The organism is Variovorax sp. PCZ-1 (assembly GCF_018413605.1).
In the GTDB taxonomy this organism is placed as follows: domain Bacteria; phylum Pseudomonadota; class Gammaproteobacteria; order Burkholderiales; family Burkholderiaceae_C; genus JANMDU01.
On sequence record NZ_JAHCDN010000002.1, the window covers coordinates 539,394 to 557,608 of the forward strand.

General features: G+C 53.7%; 19 protein-coding genes. 4 read left to right on the forward strand and 15 right to left on the reverse strand.

Annotated features, from left to right (window positions below):
* A complete protein-coding gene (locus tag KIH26_RS12710; protein ID WP_283770151.1) occupies positions 1 to 258 on the reverse strand; it encodes a 4-oxalocrotonate tautomerase in 258 nt (85 codons plus the stop codon).
* On the opposite strand from KIH26_RS12710, the gene KIH26_RS12715 reads away from it, so the two are divergent.
* Positions 257 to 1,159, forward strand: a complete 903-nt coding sequence (locus KIH26_RS12715; RefSeq protein ID WP_213445748.1) for a dienelactone hydrolase family protein — start codon at positions 257 to 259, stop codon at positions 1,157 to 1,159. The two genes, KIH26_RS12710 and KIH26_RS12715, sit on opposite strands and share 2 nt — an antisense overlap.
* Positions 1,160 to 1,364: 205 nt before the next feature.
* Positions 1,365 to 2,153 carry a ZIP family metal transporter gene (locus tag KIH26_RS12720; protein ID WP_213445750.1) on the forward strand — a complete coding sequence of 263 codons (789 nt, stop codon included), beginning with the start codon at positions 1,365 to 1,367 and terminating at the stop codon, positions 2,151 to 2,153.
* 12 nt (positions 2,154 to 2,165) lie between these two features.
* Here KIH26_RS12720 and pstS read toward each other — a convergent pair whose 3' ends face one another.
* The 9 genes from pstS to KIH26_RS12765 all read right to left on the reverse strand — a co-directional run bounded on the left by pstS (position 2,166) and on the right by KIH26_RS12765 (position 12,199).
* Positions 2,166 to 3,161, reverse strand: a complete 996-nt coding sequence (gene pstS / locus KIH26_RS12725) for a phosphate ABC transporter substrate-binding protein PstS (RefSeq protein ID WP_213445752.1) — start codon at positions 3,159 to 3,161, stop codon at positions 2,166 to 2,168.
* 148 nt (positions 3,162 to 3,309) lie between these two features.
* A complete protein-coding gene (gene xylB, locus KIH26_RS12730) occupies positions 3,310 to 4,782 on the reverse strand; it encodes a xylulokinase (RefSeq protein WP_213445754.1) in 1,473 nt (490 codons plus the stop codon).
* 16 nt (positions 4,783 to 4,798) lie between these two features.
* On the reverse strand, positions 4,799 to 5,734 hold the full coding sequence (locus KIH26_RS12735) for an AraC family transcriptional regulator (RefSeq protein ID WP_213445756.1): 936 nt from the start codon (positions 5,732 to 5,734) through the stop codon (positions 4,799 to 4,801).
* A gap of 51 nt (positions 5,735 to 5,785) precedes the next feature.
* Positions 5,786 to 7,186: a D-arabinitol 4-dehydrogenase gene (gene dalD, locus KIH26_RS12740; protein WP_213445758.1), complete on the reverse strand. Its 1,401-nt coding sequence runs from the start codon at positions 7,184 to 7,186 to the stop codon at positions 5,786 to 5,788.
* Between the two features lies 1 nt (position 7,187).
* On the reverse strand, positions 7,188 to 7,931 hold the full coding sequence (locus tag KIH26_RS12745) for an SDR family oxidoreductase (protein ID WP_213445760.1): 744 nt from the start codon (positions 7,929 to 7,931) through the stop codon (positions 7,188 to 7,190).
* A gap of 23 nt (positions 7,932 to 7,954) precedes the next feature.
* Positions 7,955 to 8,998, reverse strand: coding sequence for an ABC transporter ATP-binding protein (locus tag KIH26_RS12750; RefSeq protein WP_213445762.1), 1,044 nt, complete (start codon positions 8,996 to 8,998; stop codon positions 7,955 to 7,957).
* A gap of 25 nt (positions 8,999 to 9,023) precedes the next feature.
* Positions 9,024 to 9,854, reverse strand: coding sequence for a carbohydrate ABC transporter permease (locus tag KIH26_RS12755; protein WP_213445764.1), 831 nt, complete (start codon positions 9,852 to 9,854; stop codon positions 9,024 to 9,026).
* Positions 9,855 to 9,862: 8 nt separating this feature from the next.
* Positions 9,863 to 10,723, reverse strand: a complete 861-nt coding sequence (locus tag KIH26_RS12760) for a carbohydrate ABC transporter permease (protein WP_213445766.1) — start codon at positions 10,721 to 10,723, stop codon at positions 9,863 to 9,865.
* A 204-nt stretch (positions 10,724 to 10,927) separates the two neighbouring features.
* Positions 10,928 to 12,199 carry an ABC transporter substrate-binding protein gene (locus KIH26_RS12765; protein ID WP_213446060.1) on the reverse strand — a complete coding sequence of 424 codons (1,272 nt, stop codon included), beginning with the start codon at positions 12,197 to 12,199 and terminating at the stop codon, positions 10,928 to 10,930.
* A gap of 483 nt (positions 12,200 to 12,682) precedes the next feature.
* Between KIH26_RS12765 and KIH26_RS12770 the strand changes: the two genes are divergently transcribed.
* Positions 12,683 to 14,164, forward strand: coding sequence for a DUF4832 domain-containing protein (locus tag KIH26_RS12770; RefSeq protein ID WP_213445768.1), 1,482 nt, complete (start codon positions 12,683 to 12,685; stop codon positions 14,162 to 14,164).
* 17 nt (positions 14,165 to 14,181) lie between these two features.
* Here the strand turns inward: KIH26_RS12770 and KIH26_RS12775 are convergent, their stop codons facing one another.
* The 3 genes from KIH26_RS12775 to ppsR all read right to left on the reverse strand — a co-directional run bounded on the left by KIH26_RS12775 (position 14,182) and on the right by ppsR (position 16,879).
* The gene (locus KIH26_RS12775) at positions 14,182 to 15,069 is read right to left on the reverse strand and encodes a sulfurtransferase (protein ID WP_213445769.1); all 888 of its coding nucleotides are present in this window, start codon (positions 15,067 to 15,069) and stop codon (positions 14,182 to 14,184) included.
* A 13-nt stretch (positions 15,070 to 15,082) separates the two neighbouring features.
* Entirely contained in the window at positions 15,083 to 15,988 is a 906-nt protein-coding gene (locus KIH26_RS12780; RefSeq protein WP_249661188.1) for a DMT family transporter, read from the reverse strand.
* Between the two features lie 69 nt (positions 15,989 to 16,057).
* Positions 16,058 to 16,879 (reverse strand): posphoenolpyruvate synthetase regulatory kinase/phosphorylase PpsR, encoded by an 822-nt coding sequence (ppsR, locus tag KIH26_RS12785; protein WP_213445771.1) that lies wholly within the window; start codon positions 16,877 to 16,879, stop codon positions 16,058 to 16,060.
* 99 nt (positions 16,880 to 16,978) lie between these two features.
* Here ppsR and KIH26_RS12790 point away from each other — a divergent pair, with 99 nt between their 5' ends.
* A complete protein-coding gene (locus KIH26_RS12790; protein ID WP_213445773.1) occupies positions 16,979 to 17,473 on the forward strand; it encodes a hypothetical protein in 495 nt (164 codons plus the stop codon).
* An 8-nt stretch (positions 17,474 to 17,481) separates the two neighbouring features.
* Here KIH26_RS12790 and KIH26_RS12795 read toward each other — a convergent pair whose 3' ends face one another.
* Positions 17,482 to 17,907 (reverse strand): type II toxin-antitoxin system VapC family toxin, encoded by a 426-nt coding sequence (locus KIH26_RS12795; protein ID WP_213445775.1) that lies wholly within the window; start codon positions 17,905 to 17,907, stop codon positions 17,482 to 17,484.
* 8 nt (positions 17,908 to 17,915) lie between these two features.
* Complete coding sequence (locus KIH26_RS12800; RefSeq protein WP_213445777.1) at positions 17,916 to 18,179, reverse strand: FitA-like ribbon-helix-helix domain-containing protein; 264 nt, start codon at positions 18,177 to 18,179, stop codon at positions 17,916 to 17,918.
* Positions 18,180 to 18,215: the final 36 nt, after the last annotated feature.

Genomic DNA, 18,215 nt, shown 5'->3' on the forward strand with positions numbered 1-18,215 from the left:
TTACTGTCGTTCAGACCATTGGATGCCACCCGTGGCCCAATTTTGGCGGGGGATGTCGTAAATCAAAATATCGACGCTCTCGGGCTTGGAGCCGAGGCTATCGACCACGGCTTGGGTGAGCGCTTTGACCAGCGCGGTTTTCTGCTCAGGCGTGCGGCCTTCCATCATTTCTACTTTGAGTGTGGGCATGGGGTTTGTCCTCTTGGGATGGGGTGAATGGATGGGAATATGATGGATTATTTCACGGAGATAGCTCATGCTCACAAATAACGACCAAATGCTAGATGCTTCCAGCCTCTTGGACAGTGTCCATGGCCAATCCCCAAGCCGTCGCACGCTGCTCAAAACCACGGCGCTGGGCGTGGGTTATGCGGCTTCGGCAGGCACAGCTGTGGCGCAAACGGCCATCAAAACCTCTTCTGAAGGCCTGACCGTGGGCGAAGTGATGGTCGATGTGACGGGCTTTAAAGTGCCGGCTTATGTGGCGCGACCTGCGGGCAAGACGAATTTGCCGGTGGTGTTGGTGATTCAAGAAGTTTTCGGTGTGCACGAATACATCGCTGACACCGCGCGCCGCTTCGCCAAAGCGGGCTACATGGCGATTGCCCCCGAATTGTTTGCCCGCCAGGGTGACCCCACCAAATACAACGTGATTGCGGATTTGGTGCGCGAGGTGGTGAGCAAAGTACCCGATGGTCAAGTGATGACGGATCTGGATGCTATGGTGGCTTGGGCGCGCGCCAATGGTGGCGATACGAATAAAGTGGCCGTTACTGGCTTTTGCTGGGGCGGGCGTATCACTTGGCTCTATGCCGCGCACAGCCGTAACGTCAAGGCAGGCGTGGCTTGGTATGGTCGCTTGGTTGGCCAAGCTTCGGAGCTGACTCCTAAGCATCCGGTGGATGTGGTGAGCGCTATCCATGGCCCAGTGCTTGGGCTCTATGGCAGCGCAGACACGGGCATACCGATGGACACCGTGGAGCGCATGAAAGTGGCCTTGAAGACCGGGAGCGCTGCTGCGCAAAAGAGTGAATTTGTGGTCTACGACGGCGCACCACATGCTTTCCATGCCGATTACCGCCCCAGTTACCGCGCCGAGCCAGCGGCGGATGGCTTCAAGCGCTGCGTGGAGTGGTTCAAGACCCATGGTGTGGCTTGATCACGCTACCTACCAAGTTGCGTTGTTGGAAATCTTCGACGCAGGGGGCTTGACAGCTCGTGTAAGCTAAAAATTGTGAGGTTTCAAAGAAGCCGCCAAAACTGAGTGTTTGGCGGTTTTTTTGATGCTTTTTAAGGGCAAAATAGGCCATTCGCCGGCATAGATACTGCGCGAAGTGCTATTATTTTTATAGTATTTAGATGTCATGACTTTACTTTCCATCTTACTGGGTACCTTGGCTGCAGGTGTGGGCAGTGTGCTGGTGGCAGCGCTGCTGACTTATGGCGTGTTGGCGCGCTTCACGCAGCATTTGCTCAGCCTCGCGGCGGGGGCCTTGTTGGCCACTGCTTTCATGCATTTGCTGCCTGAGGCAATCAACAGCTCGGCGGATGCGAAAGATTTGTTTGCGGTCTTGCTGGGCTGCTTGATTTTCTTTTTCTTGCTGGATAAAGCGGAGCTGTATCACCATGGGCATGAGCACCACCATGGCCACTCGCACGATCATGCGCATCACGATCACAGCCACACTCACCACGAAGAAAGCAAGCCTTCAGGCGGCTGGGCGGTGTTGGTCGGCGATAGCGTGCATTGCTTTGGCGATGGCATTCTGATTGCCTCAGCCTTCATTGCTGATTTCAGGCTTGGTTTGGTGGCCAGCTTGGCCGTGCTGGCGCACGAGGTGCCGCATCACATGGGCGATCTGGTGGTGCTGCGCCAGACGGAGACGAGTGCCAATCCTGCGCTGCTCAAGCTCTGCATGGCCGGAGGCGTGACGGTGCTGGGTGGCTTGGTGGGCTATTTTTTAGTGGCGCAATTGCAAGATTTGCTGCCCTTCATGCTGGTGGTCGCATCGGGTAGCTTTATCTATGTGGCGCTGGCAGATTTGATCCCGCAACTGCAAACGCGCCTATCGCTCAAAGCGACTGCTGCGCAAGTAGCTTGGCTGGCTGTGGGCATTGTGCTGGTGACCGTGGTGAGCGGCTTGGCTCACTAGCCCGCATATCCTTTATCGCACTTGGTTTGCTAAATTCTTTCCAGTCGCAGGCAGGGGAATCAATCCTGCCTGCATCACCTGTGCATCGCCGCTTGACACAGCAGTTTTGAGAAAAGGCACGGGATTGATACCTCCCTTGCGGTTGCCAGAGATCACAGCATAAGTCACGGCGCTCATCGGATAGCTACCTGCGCCGGCGCTGCCATCAAGATCAGCCGACAAGCTATCGCTGGCCCATTTTGCTTGCGAAAGTGCTTCACTGATGGTGGCTGCGCTGGGGGCAACGAAACGGTCTGCTGAATTGCGCAGTTCGGCAATGCCCAAGCCAGCGCGTTGCGCAGCGCCCAGGCTGTCATAGCCAATCGCGCCAGGTGTTGTCTTCACGGCATCGAGCAAAGCCGCTCCGCCGCGCACGCTGCGGCCAGCGAGCTGCGATAGATTATTCGTGCTGCCAACAGTACGTCGCCATTTGGAATTGCCACGTGCGATGTAGGTCGAAAACACATAGGACTGCCCTGAACCATCCGCACGCCAAACAGGTACGATCGCGCGGTTCGGCAAAGGCAGGCCGGGATTGACGGAGGCGATCAGGGAGTGATTCCATTGTGTGATCGTGCCCGTAAAAATATCGCCCAAGATATCGCCAGTGAGCTTGATGGGCTTACCGCCTAGTTCAGGCAAATTCACGATCACAGCCACCGCAGCTGCCGCCAAGGGCATTTGCCGCAAATTAGCTTGTTGCAAAGCGGCAGCAGTCAGTGGCACATCAGTTACGCCGAAATCCACTGATCCATCACGCGCTTGCGAAATACCTGCCGATGAGCCGCTAGGCTCATAGCGCGCCCCGCCGCTGGCCGAGCCGTATTGCGCAGTCCAGCTGGTCATGAGATCACGCATCAGGGTGGAGCCTGTGCCTAAAGTTTGCGCATTGGCGCTGAGGCATAGGAAAGCTGTACTGAAAACGATGAATCGTGCTGCGATGCGTGTTTTGACTGCAATTGGCACCATGTTGTTATTCCAAATTTTTTAACGACGTGACAAGCGTATGGCAAAAATGGCGCGTCGAAGACGAAAATATCTAGGATTTTCCCTAAAGTGGTGCATCAATAGTTGTACAGGCTGCTTGATTCAGCTGAAAAAACACGTTTGAAAAACGTCAATATGTCAAGCCAGTTGGCTGGGGCTGAGCTTGATACAGCTGGCCAAATTGCATGTGGCGTACTTGCAGTGAACTGTGTCGCTTCGCATCGGGTATGAATGTTTTTGATACAGCGGGCGTGGTGCAGACGTCGTTTAACGTTCCGCCAGTTGCCAGCCAAGCCAAACGCGCTGCACCCAGCGCACCTGCATTGTTTGAATCCTGATGCACCCGTAGTTTGATTCCCAAAATATCCGCCAACAATTGAGCCCAGCCTTCGCTGCGTGAGCCACCGCCGACCAGTGAGAGTGACTGCAATGGCGGATTCATCGTTGGAATACTACGCAAGCCATCGAGCAGACCGAAGCCTACGCCTTCGGCAACGGCATAAGCCAGATGCTCACGGCTGTGCGAGGAGCGCAGATTCATCCAAGCGCCTGTAGCGTGTGGATTGTTATGCGGTGATCGCTCACCATTGAGATACGGAAGAAACAGCGGTGAGCGATCTTGATCTTGTGCGCTAAGTGAAGTGGCTTCTTGCAGCAAAGCGGCTTCACTCGCGTAGCCGAGTAGGCGTGTGGCCCACGTCACTGCGCTGGCGGCGCTAAGCATCACACTCATCACATGCCATCGCGCAGGCAAAGCATGGCAGAAAGCGTGCAGGGCTTGCCTGGGATTGGGCTCAAAGGCCGAGGTGCTCACGAAGATCACGCCCGATGTTCCGAGCGAGACAAAGCCATCACCAGGCCGCACCAGCCCCATGCCCACGGCGCTGGCTGCATTGTCACCCGCGCCACCTGCCACAAGCACGCTCTCTGGCAGACCCCAGCGCTGGCACAGCGCGGGCTTGAGGGAAGCAGACACTTCGCTGCCTTCGATCAAGCGTGGCATATGACCTCGGGTTAGACCAGTCGCAGCCAGCATATGGTCAGACCAGTCGCGCCTTCCCACGTCGAGCCAGAGCGTACCAGCAGCATCCGACATCTCACTCACAGCCTCGCCAGTCAGCTGCAGGCGCAGCCAATCTTTGGGAAGCAAGACACGCTTGATTCTGGCAAACAACTCTGGCTCATTCTCACGCACCCACTGCAGCTTGGGTGCAGTAAAACCGGGCATGGCGAGGTTGCCCGTGATCTGGCTAAGTTCAGGGATATCTTGGCTCAACTGCTTGCATTGCGCGCCGCTTCTACCATCGTTCCACAAAATGCAAGGGTGCAGCACCTGATCGTTGCCATCCAGCAGTGTTGCGCCATGCATTTGACCGGAGAGACCGATGCCGCGCAGTTGTGCAAGCGCCTGCGGATACTCGCGATGAAGCTGATCCATCACAGCTTCCAAAGCATGCCACCAATCCGATGGATTTTGTTCAGACCAGAGCGCTTGTGGGCGCTGTACGCTCAAAGGGGATCCTGTGGGGGCTATGACTTTATGCTGATCGCTCAGCAGCAGGGCTTTGAGTTCAGATGTGCCGAGATCGAGGCCGAGATACATGCTGGCCTATGCCGATTTATGCAGCGCCCCGAAAACGGGTGAGGCTTTGCTTGCGGAATTCGCTGGGCTTCATGCCTTTGATTTCCAGAAAACGGCGATTGAAATTGGCAACATTGTTGAAACCGATTTCGTAGCAGATGTAGGTGATCTGTTGATCTGTGTCCATCAGCAACTGGCAAGCGCGGCTGATACGTACGCGATTGACGAAATCCGTGAAGGTGTTACCAGTGGCTTTGCGGAAGAAGCGACTGAATTTGCTCTCACTCATACCTAGCTCAGCAGCATGCTTTGCAGCTGAATGCTCATCTGCCAAGTGATCTGTGATACGGCTGACCACGGCGTGAATCTGATCAAGCGAAGCATCGTCATCTGTGCTTTGTAATTGTGCTGCAGACAGGAGTCGATAGTCGGTGCACGCGGCCAGATCACTCAAGAAGTCGCAAAAAGCAGTGAAACGCTTGAGGCCGCGCAGATTCTTCACTTTATGCCAATGAAGCTCGGCGGATTCGGAGAGACCAAAAAATTCAATGCCGTGTTTGGCGCGCTCGAGGAGGGGCAGCACTTCGGTCAATTCCGGAATGGTGTCACTGGCGCGCACCAGGGGCTCATGAGAAAACTGAATCACCAAATCGCGCTCAGCCACACCGCCTTCGGGCATGTCCATCGTGACCCAGTTGTGCGGCAACCGTGGGCCGGTCAATACCAGTTGCCCAGGTTGGAAAGGACCAATCCAATCACCGACAAAGACTTTGCCGCTGGTTGCAGTAATCAGATGCAACTCGTATTCATCATGGTAGTGCCAACGCGCCAAGGGCGTCGGAAAGCCATGCGCTAAGCAGCGCACAAAGCCAACATCGGTAGACGACTCATACCCCAGATTCCGCGAGCGAACCAGCTCATTTTCAAGCTCTGGCTTGAGCAATCGGGGGGCAGAGTGGCGAACGGCGGGCATCGTAGATGGGCATTCAGTGGATTCGCGTAAGTGTATTCCTCAAATACCAACTTATGCGCCGTACGCCTGGATGAAGGCTTGCACACGCGCATACGCATCGCGCAGTGCTTGTATCAATCGTGGGTCGCTGGCAAGCTCACCCCACAGCGTGGGATCTGCAGCGTAGGCCGCGATCGGGTCAGAGGCCGAACAGATCGCATGTGCTGCGGCAGTATCCATGGCCTGATCTTGGTAGGTGTAGGGAATCGATCCCTGATGCCAGCGCTGCAAATAAGCCAGAAACAATGCTGGCAGCATGGCCACGCTTCGGATCGAGGCGCTGCTGCTACCCGACTGAGCCAGCTTATCGCGGATGGTGGGCGCTATCATGCCGGGAATCTTGGAAAACGCATCCATGGCCACACGCTGGTTGGTGTCGGCAATTGCAGGATTGCCAAAGCGATCGAGTACCACATCACGATACTTTTCAAGATTAATCGGACAAGGCATTAGCACGGGAATGGCATCGTCTGTGACGTAGTCATAAGCCATCTTGCGGATGGCGGGGTGATGCGTACCTTCATGGATATATTGCAAACCTGCTAGTGTGCCTGCCCATGCGATGCAACTGTGGGTTGCGTTCAGTAAGCGAATTTTTGCTTCCTCATGGGCCTGCACTGATTGCACCATCTCCACGCCGACTTTTTCCCAATCTGGACGTCCTGCGATGAAGTTATCTTCGATCACCCACTGAATGAAGCTCTCGCCCATGAGTGCGGCCGGATCAGATTGCCCTGTAGCGGCTTTCACACGTGCAGCCACCTCAGGTGTAGGGCGAGGTGTGATGCGATCCACCATGGCATTGGGGCTGGTGGTATTTGTTGTCACCCAAGTGAGCAATGCACTGTCACCCAGCGCTTCAATGAATTGCAGCAAACCACCACGCGAGCGATCACCGTTGTGGCGCAAGTTGTCGCAGTTCATTAGCGTGATTGCGCCTGCTTTGGCGTGCATACGTGCGCGTAGCAAGGTGACTAGGCCGCCATAGATGCTGTGCCCAGCACGGCCAGCTTTCACGGCATCTAGATCCGCACGCAGGTCTGGGAATGTGACCCAGTCAAGGCGGTTTTGATCGTCGAGATAGTAGCCAGCTTCAGTGACGGTGAACGAGATAATGCGCGTGGCAGGATCAGCACCGACTGCCACCAGCGGAGCCAGATCATCTTGATAAGAGATCACGCGCTCGATGGATGTAATGCGCGTGTAGCTGCGTTCGCCTTGCGGGGTGATCGTTTCTAGGGTGTAAGCGCCGCTCTGAGCTTGCAAAGCGGCAATGGTATCGAGCATGTCTGGGCGCAGATTTCCCGCAGCAATCGACCAGTGCTTGCCAGTCAACTCACGCAGCTGATGGACATAAACCGCCTGATGAGCCCGATGAAAAGAGCCTAAACCTAAATGCAGAATGGTATTCATATCACAGATCAAAATGGGTAGGCATCATGACCACATCGCGGATCGTCATGCCGCGCGGGCGGGTGAGCATGAACAAGATAACTTGAGCTACCTCAGATGCATCCAGCAAGCTGCCACTGGCCTTGGCCTCCTGCAATTTTTCAGCGGGCCAGTCGGCCAACAATGCAGTAATCACAGGGCCTGGTGAAACTGAGCCCACGCGGATACCATGCTTGAACACTTGCCTACGCACAGTTTGCACAAAACAATCGATCGCCCATTTGGAGGAGGCATACACGGGCTCCCAAGGCGTGGGGAAATGAGCCGCGAGCGAGCTGGTCACGATGATGTCGCCGCGACCGCGCTCAATCATGTGGGGCAGTATGCCACGCACATTTTTCATCACGACATTGATGTTGAGGTTGAGCATGCGATCAATCGCTGCATCTTTGGCATCCACCAGATCGCCGCCCACATACAGACCAGCATTGGCGTGAAAGATGTCAAGCTGGCCTGTCAAATCGAGAATTTGATCTGGCATCGATGCACATTGCTCAGCGTCTAGTAAATCTAGCTTCAGTGGCAGGGCGTTTGTCCCCAGTTTGCTGCATGCTTTCGTAAGGGCGAGCTCATCATTGTCGATCAACACGACTTTCGCTCCAGCTTTGATCAAGGCGTGAGCGCTTGCATAGCCAATGCCCGAAGCAGCCCCGGTAATGGCTGCGACTTGGCCAACGAGCACAAGCTCTGAGTTTGATGAGTTCATGGCAGGATCAAATGGATCTGGGTTTAAGCGGCTGCGCGACTCACCACATGTCCAGAAGTATCAAACCAATGCGCTTGTGACGCATCGATCTCTAAGCTCACAGCTTCGCCAGTACGCAGACTGGTGCGGTCGTTCTGGCGCGATATGAATTGCGCTCCGGTGGATGTGCTGACGTAGATGAGCGTCTCAGCGCCAAGCGCTTCAATCAGATCAACTGTGCCATTGACAGGCGTGGCGTCTTTGCTGCGAACGGCAATGCTTTCAGGCCTCAGGCCTATAAAGCCACCCGTTGCGCCACGGGGCGCTTGCTCAGCCACTGGTGCAGGCACTTTTTGCAAGGGCATGACATTCATCTGGGGGGTGCCAATGAATTGCGCCACGAATTGATTGGCCGGCTTATCGTAGAGTTCCAGCGGCGTGCCTACTTGCTCGATGATGCCATCGCGCAGCACCACCACGCGATCAGCCAAAGTCATGGCTTCGACCTGATCATGCGTGACATAAATCGTGGTTGCACCGAGGTCGCGATGAAGCTTGGCGATTTCTACGCGAGTCTGACCGCGCAGAGCCGCATCGAGATTGGAGAGTGGTTCATCAAATAAAAATACTTTGGGCGAACGCACGATGGCGCGGCCAATCGCTACCCGCTGGCGCTGACCACCTGAGAGCTCCTTGGGGGTGCGTTGCAAATACTGCGTGAGATTGAGAATACGCGCGGCGTTTTGCACCTTCTCATCCACAATCTTGGGGTCGACTTTGGCCAACTTGAGCGCGAAGCTCATGTTTTCATACACGCTCATGTGGGGATAGAGCGCATAGCTTTGAAACACCATGGCCAGATCACGCTTGCTTGAGGGAAGGTGTGTGATTTCTTTGTTGTCCAAAGTGAGTTGACCACCATCAATATTCTCCAAGCCGGCAATCAGGCGCAACAAGGTGGATTTGCCGCAGCCCGAAGGGCCAACGAAAACGATGAATTCACCTTGGTTGATGGTCAGATCAATGCCTTTGATGGCGCGATGGCTACCGAAGAATTTTTCGATACCTTTGAGTTGTAAGTAGGCCATGGTGATGATCTCCAGAAAATGAGTATTACTTGACGGCGCCGAAGGTCAGGCCTTGCACCAGTTGCTTTTGACTGAACCAACCAAACACGACGATAGGCGCGATAGCCATGAGGGATGCAGCTGACAGCTTGGCCCAAAAGAGACCTTCTGGGCTGGAGTAGCTGGCGATCAATGTGGCCAGCGTGCCCGCCTTGGCTGAGCTGAGGTTAAGTGCCCAGAAGGCTTCATTCCAACTGAGAACAAGACACAGTAAGCCAGTAGAGGCCAAGCCGCCCATACCCAGCGGCAGCAGCACTTTCACGGCTTCTTGCCAAAGCGTTGCACCGTCCATGCGTGCGGCTTCCAGAATTTCGTTGGGGATTTCCTTGAACGATGAATACAGCATCCACACCATGATGGGCAAGTTCGACAGTGTGAAAACGATGATCAAGCCCAGCCGTGTGTCCAACAGCGCGCTTTTTTGAGCCAACACATAAATGGGAACGAGTGCACCCACAGCTGGCATCATCTTGGTGGAGAGCATCCACATCAGGATATCTTTATCGCGCTTACCTTTGTGAAACGCCATGGCGTAGGCAGCAGGTGCGGCAATCGCTAGGCCGAGCAGAGTAGATACGACGCTGGTGATCACGGAATTCCATGCGTAGTGCACATAGTCGCTGCGCTCTTGAACTTCATGAAAATTTTCCAGCGTCGGTGTGAAAAACAATTGCGGCGGAATCGCAATAGCTTGCAGCTCAGTCTTGAACGCTGTAAGAAGCAACCAGCCTAGCGGAAAGAACAGCAAGAGAGCGACCAGCCATGCTGCGACAGTGCGCACGATGTAGGCGGGGGTGAATGTCGTTTGGCGTGCCATGGTAAATCTCACTTATCTAGGTTTTTACCTACCATGCGGATCAAGAAAATAGCTGCGATATTGGCTAGCACCACGGCCAGCAGCGCACCTGCTGAAGCCACGCCCGCATCAAAATTGAGCAGCGCTTGCTTGAAGATCAAGAAGGCAAGATTGGTACTCGCATCACCTGGGCCGCCGCCTGTGGTGGTGTAGATTTCCGCAAAGATGCTGAGCAAGAAAATCAACTCGATCATCACCACCACGGCGACTGAGCGACCCAGGTGTGGAATGTAGAGATAGAGCAGCTGCTGAAAATAAGTGGCACCATCCATGCGCGCGGCTTCGAGTTGCTCACGATCCATGCTTTGTAGTGAGGTCATGAAAATCAGCGTGGCAAAAGGCAGCCATTGCCAAGATACCATCACGATCACGGAGAACAGCGGTAAATCGGTCAGCCAGTCAATCGGCGCAGCGCCAAAGAAAGCCCAGACTTGCGCGAGCACGCCGTAGATGGGGTTCATCATCATGTTCTTCCACATCAGTGCATTGACTGTGGGCATGACGAAGAAAGGAGAAATCAGGAGCACGCGAACGATGCCGCGACCTGCAAAAGGCTCATTGATCAGCAGACCGATCAGCACACCCAAGACGACAGTGATCAAGATCACACTGCCTAAGAGCGTGAGGGTGTTCATGATGGATCTCCAAAAAGAGGCATCGGTCACGAAATACCTAAAATTTTCCAAACCTACAAAACCCGTCTGATCGGGCTGCATCAGGTTGTAGCGGATGACAGAAAAATAAAGCGTCATCACCAGTGGAACGATCATCCACAAAAATAGCGTAGCAATAGCTGGCGTGAGCAATAGGCGTGGCAGGAGGCGTTTCATGGTGTTGTACCTTTTGGGCTGGCGCTTAGCAGCCTCGAGTTGGGCTTACAAAGCAACACTCGAAAACCCGAGAAAAATCCAGTGAATCTGGGTGCTAGGGCAATGGATGCACATGAAAGATCTCTGCGTGATGATGCAGAGATGGTGAATCTGCCGCCCGGTATCGGCCTGTTTTACAAACTAATACCGGGCGATCAGCGAGGCTTACTTGTAGTAGCCGCCTTTTTTCATTTCACGGTCTGCTGCCACTTGAGAAGCCTTGAGTGCGGCATCCACAGTGATCTTTCCAGCCAAAGCAGAGCTCATCTGCTGGCCGACTGCGATACCAATGGCCTGGAACTCAGGAATGGCAGCGAATTGCACGCCAACATACGGGCTCTTTGGCAGAGTGGAGTCGGTTGGGTTGGCTGACTCGATGGCTTTCAACTCTGCAGCAGCAAAGCGAGCGGCCTTCTGGAAGTCGGCAGAAGCATAAGTCGATTTGCGCGTGCCTGTTGGTACGTTAGCCCAGCCATTGGTCTTGGCCACGAGTTGGATGTAGTCCTTGCTGGTTGCCCAGGTGATGAACTTCTGCGCGGCATCGACTTTCTTGGAGCCTGCAGGAATCGCCAGATTCCAAGACCAGAGCCAGTTGGCGCCTTTTGGTGTCGCAGCAGTTGGTGCTTGTGCGAAGGCCATCTGATCAGCCACTTTGGATTGCTTAGGATCGCTCACGAAAGAAGCAGCAATCGTTGCGTCAATCCACATGCCGCATTTGCCAGAGTTAGTGAGTGCCAAGATTTCGTTGAAGCTGTTGGCCGATGAGCCGGGTGGGCCATAGTTTTTCAGCAGGTCAACATATTTGGTGATTGCTTCTTTCCAAGGCTTGCTCTCCAGCTGTGGCTTCCAGCTCATATCAAACCACTGGCCGCCATGGGTGTTGACCATGGTGGTGAGGAAGGCCATGTTGTCACCCCAGCCTGGCTTGCCGCGCAGGCAAATGCCATACACATTAGGTGGGTTGTGAATCTTCTTGGCCAAATCCGCGACTTGATCCCAAGTTGGGTTATCTGCCACCTTGATGCCAGCTTTGTCAGCCAGATCTTTGCGGTACATCAGCATGGAGGATTCGCCGTAGAAGGGCGCAGCAAAGAGTTTGTTGTCGATCGTCAAGGCGCTGCGCACGGCGGGCAGCAAGTCGTTCACGTCGTAAGCGGCATCGGTCTTGAGCTCTTGGAGCCAGCCTTTTTTGCCCCAGATCGGCGCTTCATACATACCGATGGTCATGATGTCGAACTGGCCGCCTTTGGTGGCGATGTCAGTTGTCACGCGCTGGCGCAGCACGCCTTCTTCCAGTGTGACCCATTTCAGTTTGATCGTTGGATTAGCGGCTTCGAAGTTTTTGCCGAGTTTTTGCATCTCGATCATGTGACCGTTGTTCACGGTGGCGATCACAAGCTCAGTAGGGGCTTGAGCTTGAGCGAAGCCTACGCTCATGAGCGCGGCGGTCAGGACGGAAGCGAAGCGAAATTTCACGGTTGTCTCCTAGGGGTATGGTTGAAGTTCATGGTCAACTCTGATCGGTAAACCATGGAAGGATTCTCGACTCGATAGCTCACACGGTTTGTACGTAAACTGATCTTATTGATACTTTATTGCATTGATGATTTGGGTTTAACCCTAGTTTTCGGCACAGAGTTTGTAAATGCCCGTTACAAGCTCCCCCGGTTCTATCTGGCGAGATGATGCTTTTGGTTGGTACGAATAAGTTTGCATGCACAACATTCGCTACTCAATCTATAGCGCAACGCGTCACCATGAGGATGGCTGCTGCATGCTTTTGAAGAGATCAGTCAGCTTTGTCAGTTCAGTATTTTTGGGTATGCAACTCTTACCAATTGATTAATTTTTGGGGAGCGCTGGTAAGTCTTTTGCAAAACATGGTCTTGATAATGTTCAGAAATAAATCAAGCGAAAAATATGAACACAACACTATTGCTTATCAGGCGCAAGCTTGTAAAAAGTACACTTTGGCTGCTTTCTAGCGCCGTGGTAGTAGCCTGTGGCGGTGGTGGGCAAACGACGCCGGCTACGCTGAATACGGAAACAGCTGAGCCTAAGCCAGTACCAGCGCCTACCCCCGCACAGTTGAGCAGCGTCAGTTTTCAAGCGACACAGGCTTTGTTGGATAACCCGGAACGCGGTTTTTACAGCTACGCCTCGGATCTTTCCGTCATCAGCGATAGCTTCTTAATGCAGACTGCATCCAAGGGGCATCGTTTGATTTACACCCCAAATGATTTGAGTGCATGGCGTGATACAGCTTTACCGCAAAGCTACTTGGATGGTTTGAATGCGGGTTTTGCCAAAGTGCGCAAAGCGGGATTGAAAATTGTGCTGCGTTTCGCCTACAACTATCCGAGCAACGAAACCGACTATCTCAATGCGAAAGATGCCTCGCTCAGTCAAATTCAATCACATCTCGCGCAACTCGCACCCGTCATCTCAAGCAACCAAGATGTGATTGCGATTTGGCAAGCGGGCTTCATCGGCGCTTGGGGTGAGTGGCATACCTCTTCCAATGGGTTGACCAGCGCTGCCAATAAATTGCAAGTGCGAGATGCTTTGCTGGCTGTGCTTCCAAATGATCGCACACTACAGGTGCGCTATCCCGGCGATTTACTGGCCTGGTTTCCTACCCCACCAAGCCCAGCAGAATTGCAGCAAAGCATCTTGCCTGTTCGCGCGCGGATCGGTATGCACAACGATTGTTTTTTGGCAAGTCATGATGATGTAGGTACATATTTTCCGTCAGCACAAAGCAGTCAACTGCGCGCGCATGTGCAAAGCACCAGCAACGTGGCGGCTTTTGGCGGCGAGACCTGTCTGCCACCTGTGCTAAACCAAGCGCGCATGAGCTGCAGTGATATCTTGGCAGAAGGCACTTCATATGGCTTGAGTTACCTGAACCGCGACTACCATCTGCCTTTTTTTAACAAGTGGGCCGCAGAAGGCTGTATGGACGAGGTCACGCGAAAAATAGGTTACCGCATCGAATTGCAAAATTTAGAGCACAGCACCAGCGTGGCGCGCGGCAGTGCTATCAGCTTTGCGCTGACGCTGCGAAACACCGGCTGGGCACGCCTGATGAATGATCGTCCACTTGTGATCCGCATAGAGACGGCGCAAGGCCAAGTCGTGCATACTGAAACTGTATCTGCCAGAACCCTACGCATGCTCGGCGCTGGACAAAGCCAGCGCGTGCAAATGAATGGTGTCGTGCCCTCCAGCGTCGCTGCGGGGCGCTATCGCCTGACCGTGGCCGCGCCCGATGCCGCGACAACACTTGCAGCAAACCCGATCTACGCAATACGTTTTGCTAACGCGGATCAGGGCACTGAGCAATATTGGGATGTCGCTCGCGCAGTGATGGTGACGGGCGCTTGGGTAGACGTGCGTTGAGCCTTGAACCTATTGTTTTAGCCGATTGCAACAGGTAGTTCGGAGTGCATGCTCCATTCACTCCAGCTGCCTGCAAAGAGCAGATTGGGCGGATAGCCTGCTATTGCCATGGCTAACACATTGGGCACGGCGCTTACGCCACTTCCGCAGTGGTGGATAACTTTGCTGGGATCTCGGTTGCCTAGCAACGCATCGAATTCTGATTTGAGCTCAGCAGGGCTTTTGAAGAAACCCTGAGCGTCGAGGTTCATCGTGAACGGGCGATTGAGCGCACCAGGGATGTGGCCAGCAATCGGGTCAAGCGGTTCCATCTCGCCTCGAAAGCGGGCGGGGGCGCGTGCATCGATGATCGCGTGTGAGCTTGTACGCGATGCATTTGCTACTAAATCGATAGCTGCTAGCGCAGTATTTACGCCGGCTAAAGGGTACTTTTGCTTTAAAAAATCAGGTGTCAACGTGGTTGCACCGGCTTCTACCTTCCCGCCAGCAGCCACCCAAGCTTGCAGCCCACCATCGAGCACAGCCACGCGCTTGTGGCCAATCCATTGCAGCATCCACCAAGCGCGACCACAATAGTTGCAGCCATTGCGGTCGTACACGATGACTTGCGTTTCAGGCGTCACACCCATGGCTCCCACCCAAGCGGCAAATTTCTCGCGCGAGGGAAGAGGGTGACGGCCACCGCTCATCTTGTCTCTGGCATCCGTTTTATCACTCAAATCAACATCGAGATCAATGAAAGCCGCGCCAGCAATGTGCTGCGCTTCGAACGCTGCTCGTGCGGCAGGTGGGTTCATCAAATCGCCACTGCAATCCCAAATCTGAAGATTTTTCGATTCAGATAAGCCGTTCGCCTTTATTGAATCTGCGAGAGCTGCTACAGAAATGAGAGTGGCGTAATTCATCAGAAATGCTCTTTCAATGTTCTTCAGGAGGTGTATTCGGAATCGTGCGGTTACGCAAAATCGTGGCTGCAATGCCGCTGGCAATGATCACGGCCATGCCTAACCATGCTGTCAAAGGCAGCTGATCACCAAACACAATCATGCCCAGTGTCGCAGCAAACACGATGCCGCTGTATTGCAAATTTGCCACCAGCATCGTCGCACCGCTGGCATACGCACGCGTCATACACAGTTGTCCGATAGAAGCCAGCAGGCCAATCGGCACAATCCAAATCGCATGCCGCGTGCTCCAAGCAGAATAGCCAGTGAACGCCATGCCGGCTGCACCAAGAATCAGCGAAGCCACCGCGAAATAAAAAACCACGCGCGCCTCTGGCTCGCCCGCCCGTGATAGCGCTGTTACTTGCAAATACGCCAGCGCAGCAGTCACACCGCTCATCATCCCGATCAAGCCCGCCCAGAGCTGATTCGCCTCAAACGCGGGGCGCAGCACGAGCACCACACCGCCAAAGCCCGCGAGCACCGTGGCGAAAAGCAAGGAATTTTGTGCACCTTGTTGATCCGCCCTACCAAACATCAGCGCCCCGCCCACGAGGAAAGCCGCAATCCAAACGCTGCTCATGTAATTCAAGGTCATCGCCGTGGCCAACGGCAAATGTTGCAGCGCATAAAACCAAGCCAACAGCGAGATTGCCCCAATGATGCCGCGCCAGGCATGCATGCCCACGCGCTGCGTCTTCAGGCTCACACCTAGCGAGCGCGCCCAGAAGAACATGATGACAATACTCACCAAGCCGCGATACGCCACCAGCTCCATCGCGTTGTAATGCTCTGAGGCGAATTTCACACACACACCCATGAGCGCGAAGGCAAATGCGGCGACCAGCATCCACAGTGGTTGGTGAACTGATTTTTTCATGAATTTTTAAGGCAAAAAGGCTCAATCACCGGCATAGAATCTGCGCGAATTGCTATTATATTTGTAGTGTCAATAGCTCAAGCGCTCCGGGCTGATCTCTTGCAAGATCGTCGTCGCAATCTCTTCAATCGATTTCGTCGTCGTTGAAAGCCAGCGAATCCCTTCGCGGCGCATCATGCTCTCCGCCTCAGCCACTTCCATACGGCAGTTCTCAAGGCTCGCATACTTTGAATTGGGGCGTCGCTCATTGCGCACCTCATGCAAGCGCAGCGGATCAATCGTCAGGCCAAAGATTTTTTTCTTGTGCGCTTTGAGCGCAGGGGGCAGCATGCCGCGATCAAAATCTTCGGGGATGAGTGGATAGTTCGCTGCCTTGAGGCCATGCTGAAGCGCGAGATAAAGCGAAGTTGGCGTCTTCCCGCTGCGCGATACGCCCACGAGGATCACATCCGCAATCTCCAGCTCCTTGTTGCTTTGCCCATCGTCATGCGCCAGCGAATAGTTGATCGCCTCAATCCGGTCGTTGTAAACCTTGCTCTTGGAAATATCCGAGAAGCGCCCCACACGATGGTTCGATTTGATCCCCAGCTCTTCTTCCAGCGGATGCACAAAGGTGCCAAACATATCCAACACCTGCGCCTTGCATTCCGTCTTGATCAGCCACAGCACCTCATCATTGACCAACGTGGTAAACACAATCGGCCGCTTGCCTTCAAGCTCCGCAGTATGGTTAATTTGCCGAACTACCTGATACGCCTTATCCAGTGAATCAATAAACGGCAACCGCACATGGCGCGGCTCCATTTCAAATTGAGCGAGGATGGCATTGCCAAAAGTCTCAGCCGTGATGCCTGTGCCATCGGAGACGAAGAAAACGGTGCGGTTAGTCATGGGGGGATTTAACTTTACGTGAGTTTATGATCGAGATTACTAATGATCATATTGCTGGTTTGCTTTTCTTTGACAACTTTCTAGTCTATTGCCTGAACCATGTCAGTTTCCTACATTCGAGAGCAGTTCAAATTCATTGAAGATGCTGAAGGTTTTGTGTCAGTCAATGAAAGAACGTATTCCTCAGCGCAAGTCACCGTGGAATATCGATTTTCAAATGCGTCTCAAATCGCTGTTTGGACTGATCGAGCAGATGACTATGTCACGATTTCTGGCCCTGATGGAACCAGTGCAGACGCAAATGAGTTGTGCCAGTCTTCGGCTTTAAAGCTGGATCAATACCGCGATATTGTGAGTAAAAATTGGAAGGCGACCATTGAACCTAAACTTGGATTCGGCAAAAACCCAGATCCCTTAAAGCACATTCCGCCAACACCGGAAGAAATTGCCGCATCTAAGAACGCTCGAAGTGAGATGGAGAATGCGTTGCAATCCCTAGAAAATCAACGCAAAAACACAAAAAAACTTGAACGGACATTGTTGTTGATCTCCGTAATTGGTTTTCTGGTCTCGGTATTTATGGCAGTTTTGTGATCTTTCGCCTAGATTTCAACCCATGGATTAACTGCCTGCAATCCTATGATGCCTTCAAAGTCTTTGATATTGCGAGTGACTAAAGTGCATTTGTGAGCTAGGGCAATCGCTGCGATCATCGCGTCTTCAGTGCTGCAAGTGCGTCCGTTTTGTTGCTGCGTTGCTGACAGTTCGCCATAAGCGGCTGCGCAACTGGCATCCAAATTCAAACAGCGCCCTTCAAAATCAACGCGTACCAACTCCCGCGTGGAAGAGAGCAATGCATCGCGGCGTTTACCCGCTGGCATCAGCGCTAAGCCGAATTCGATTTCGCACAAAGTGACGCTACTGATGTAAATCTGCTGGGCAGGCGTGGTGGCAAACCAATGCAAGACGGCAGGGCTGGGCAGAGGCTTGGTGAGTTCAGAGATGACATTGGTGTCTAGCAAAAACATTCACTGCCTCATGTGTTGGAAGCATCGTTTGCAAACGGCGAGGCTCGCATGGCGCGGCGTGGCGGGATGGTGATTTCACCAAGAGCAGCAAAACGCGCTTGAATGCGTTTGCCCAAATCATGGCTGACGGCGGGCGCTGTTTGTGGCTCATTAGCAGCGCGCGTCAAGATACGGCGCACAGCTTCTTCCATGGCGATGCCTTGCTGGGCGGCTTGCACGCGCAGGCGGGTTTTGACATCGGGATCAAGATTACGAACGGTGAGGACGGTCATGATTGGCTCCTGCAAATAATTGCTGTCATTGTAGTC

Bases quoted from the DNA above. Each gene is read 5' to 3' on its own strand.
- KIH26_RS12775 (WP_213445769.1), bottom strand. From the start codon at position 15,069: ATGAATTACGCCACTCTCATTTCTGTAGCAGCTCTCGCAGATTCAATA.
- dalD (WP_213445758.1), bottom strand. From the start codon at position 7,186: ATGAATACCATTCTGCATTTAGGTTTAGGCTCTTTTCATCGGGCTCAT.
- KIH26_RS12790 (WP_213445773.1), top strand. From the start codon at position 16,979: ATGTCAGTTTCCTACATTCGAGAGCAGTTCAAATTCATTGAAGATGCT.
- KIH26_RS12745 (WP_213445760.1), bottom strand. From the start codon at position 7,931: ATGAACTCATCAAACTCAGAGCTTGTGCTCGTTGGCCAAGTCGCAGCC.
- KIH26_RS12735 (WP_213445756.1), bottom strand. From the start codon at position 5,734: ATGCCCGCCGTTCGCCACTCTGCCCCCCGATTGCTCAAGCCAGAGCTT.
- KIH26_RS12760 (WP_213445766.1), bottom strand. From the start codon at position 10,723: ATGAAACGCCTCCTGCCACGCCTATTGCTCACGCCAGCTATTGCTACG.
- KIH26_RS12800 (WP_213445777.1), bottom strand. From the start codon at position 18,179: ATGACCGTCCTCACCGTTCGTAATCTTGATCCCGATGTCAAAACCCGC.
- KIH26_RS12750 (WP_213445762.1), bottom strand. From the start codon at position 8,998: ATGGCCTACTTACAACTCAAAGGTATCGAAAAATTCTTCGGTAGCCAT.
- KIH26_RS12755 (WP_213445764.1), bottom strand. From the start codon at position 9,854: ATGGCACGCCAAACGACATTCACCCCCGCCTACATCGTGCGCACTGTC.
- KIH26_RS12770 (WP_213445768.1), top strand. From the start codon at position 12,683: ATGAACACAACACTATTGCTTATCAGGCGCAAGCTTGTAAAAAGTACA.
- KIH26_RS12780 (WP_249661188.1), bottom strand. From the start codon at position 15,988: ATGAAAAAATCAGTTCACCAACCACTGTGGATGCTGGTCGCCGCATTT.
- ppsR (WP_213445771.1), bottom strand. From the start codon at position 16,879: ATGACTAACCGCACCGTTTTCTTCGTCTCCGATGGCACAGGCATCACG.
- pstS (WP_213445752.1), bottom strand. From the start codon at position 3,161: ATGGTGCCAATTGCAGTCAAAACACGCATCGCAGCACGATTCATCGTT.
- KIH26_RS12765 (WP_213446060.1), bottom strand. From the start codon at position 12,199: ATGAGCGTAGGCTTCGCTCAAGCTCAAGCCCCTACTGAGCTTGTGATC.
- KIH26_RS12795 (WP_213445775.1), bottom strand. From the start codon at position 17,907: ATGTTTTTGCTAGACACCAATGTCATCTCTGAACTCACCAAGCCTCTG.
- KIH26_RS12710 (WP_283770151.1), bottom strand. From the start codon at position 258: ATGAGCTATCTCCGTGAAATAATCCATCATATTCCCATCCATTCACCC.
- xylB (WP_213445754.1), bottom strand. From the start codon at position 4,782: ATGTATCTCGGCCTCGATCTCGGCACATCTGAACTCAAAGCCCTGCTG.
- KIH26_RS12720 (WP_213445750.1), top strand. From the start codon at position 1,365: ATGACTTTACTTTCCATCTTACTGGGTACCTTGGCTGCAGGTGTGGGC.
- KIH26_RS12715 (WP_213445748.1), top strand. From the start codon at position 257: ATGCTCACAAATAACGACCAAATGCTAGATGCTTCCAGCCTCTTGGAC.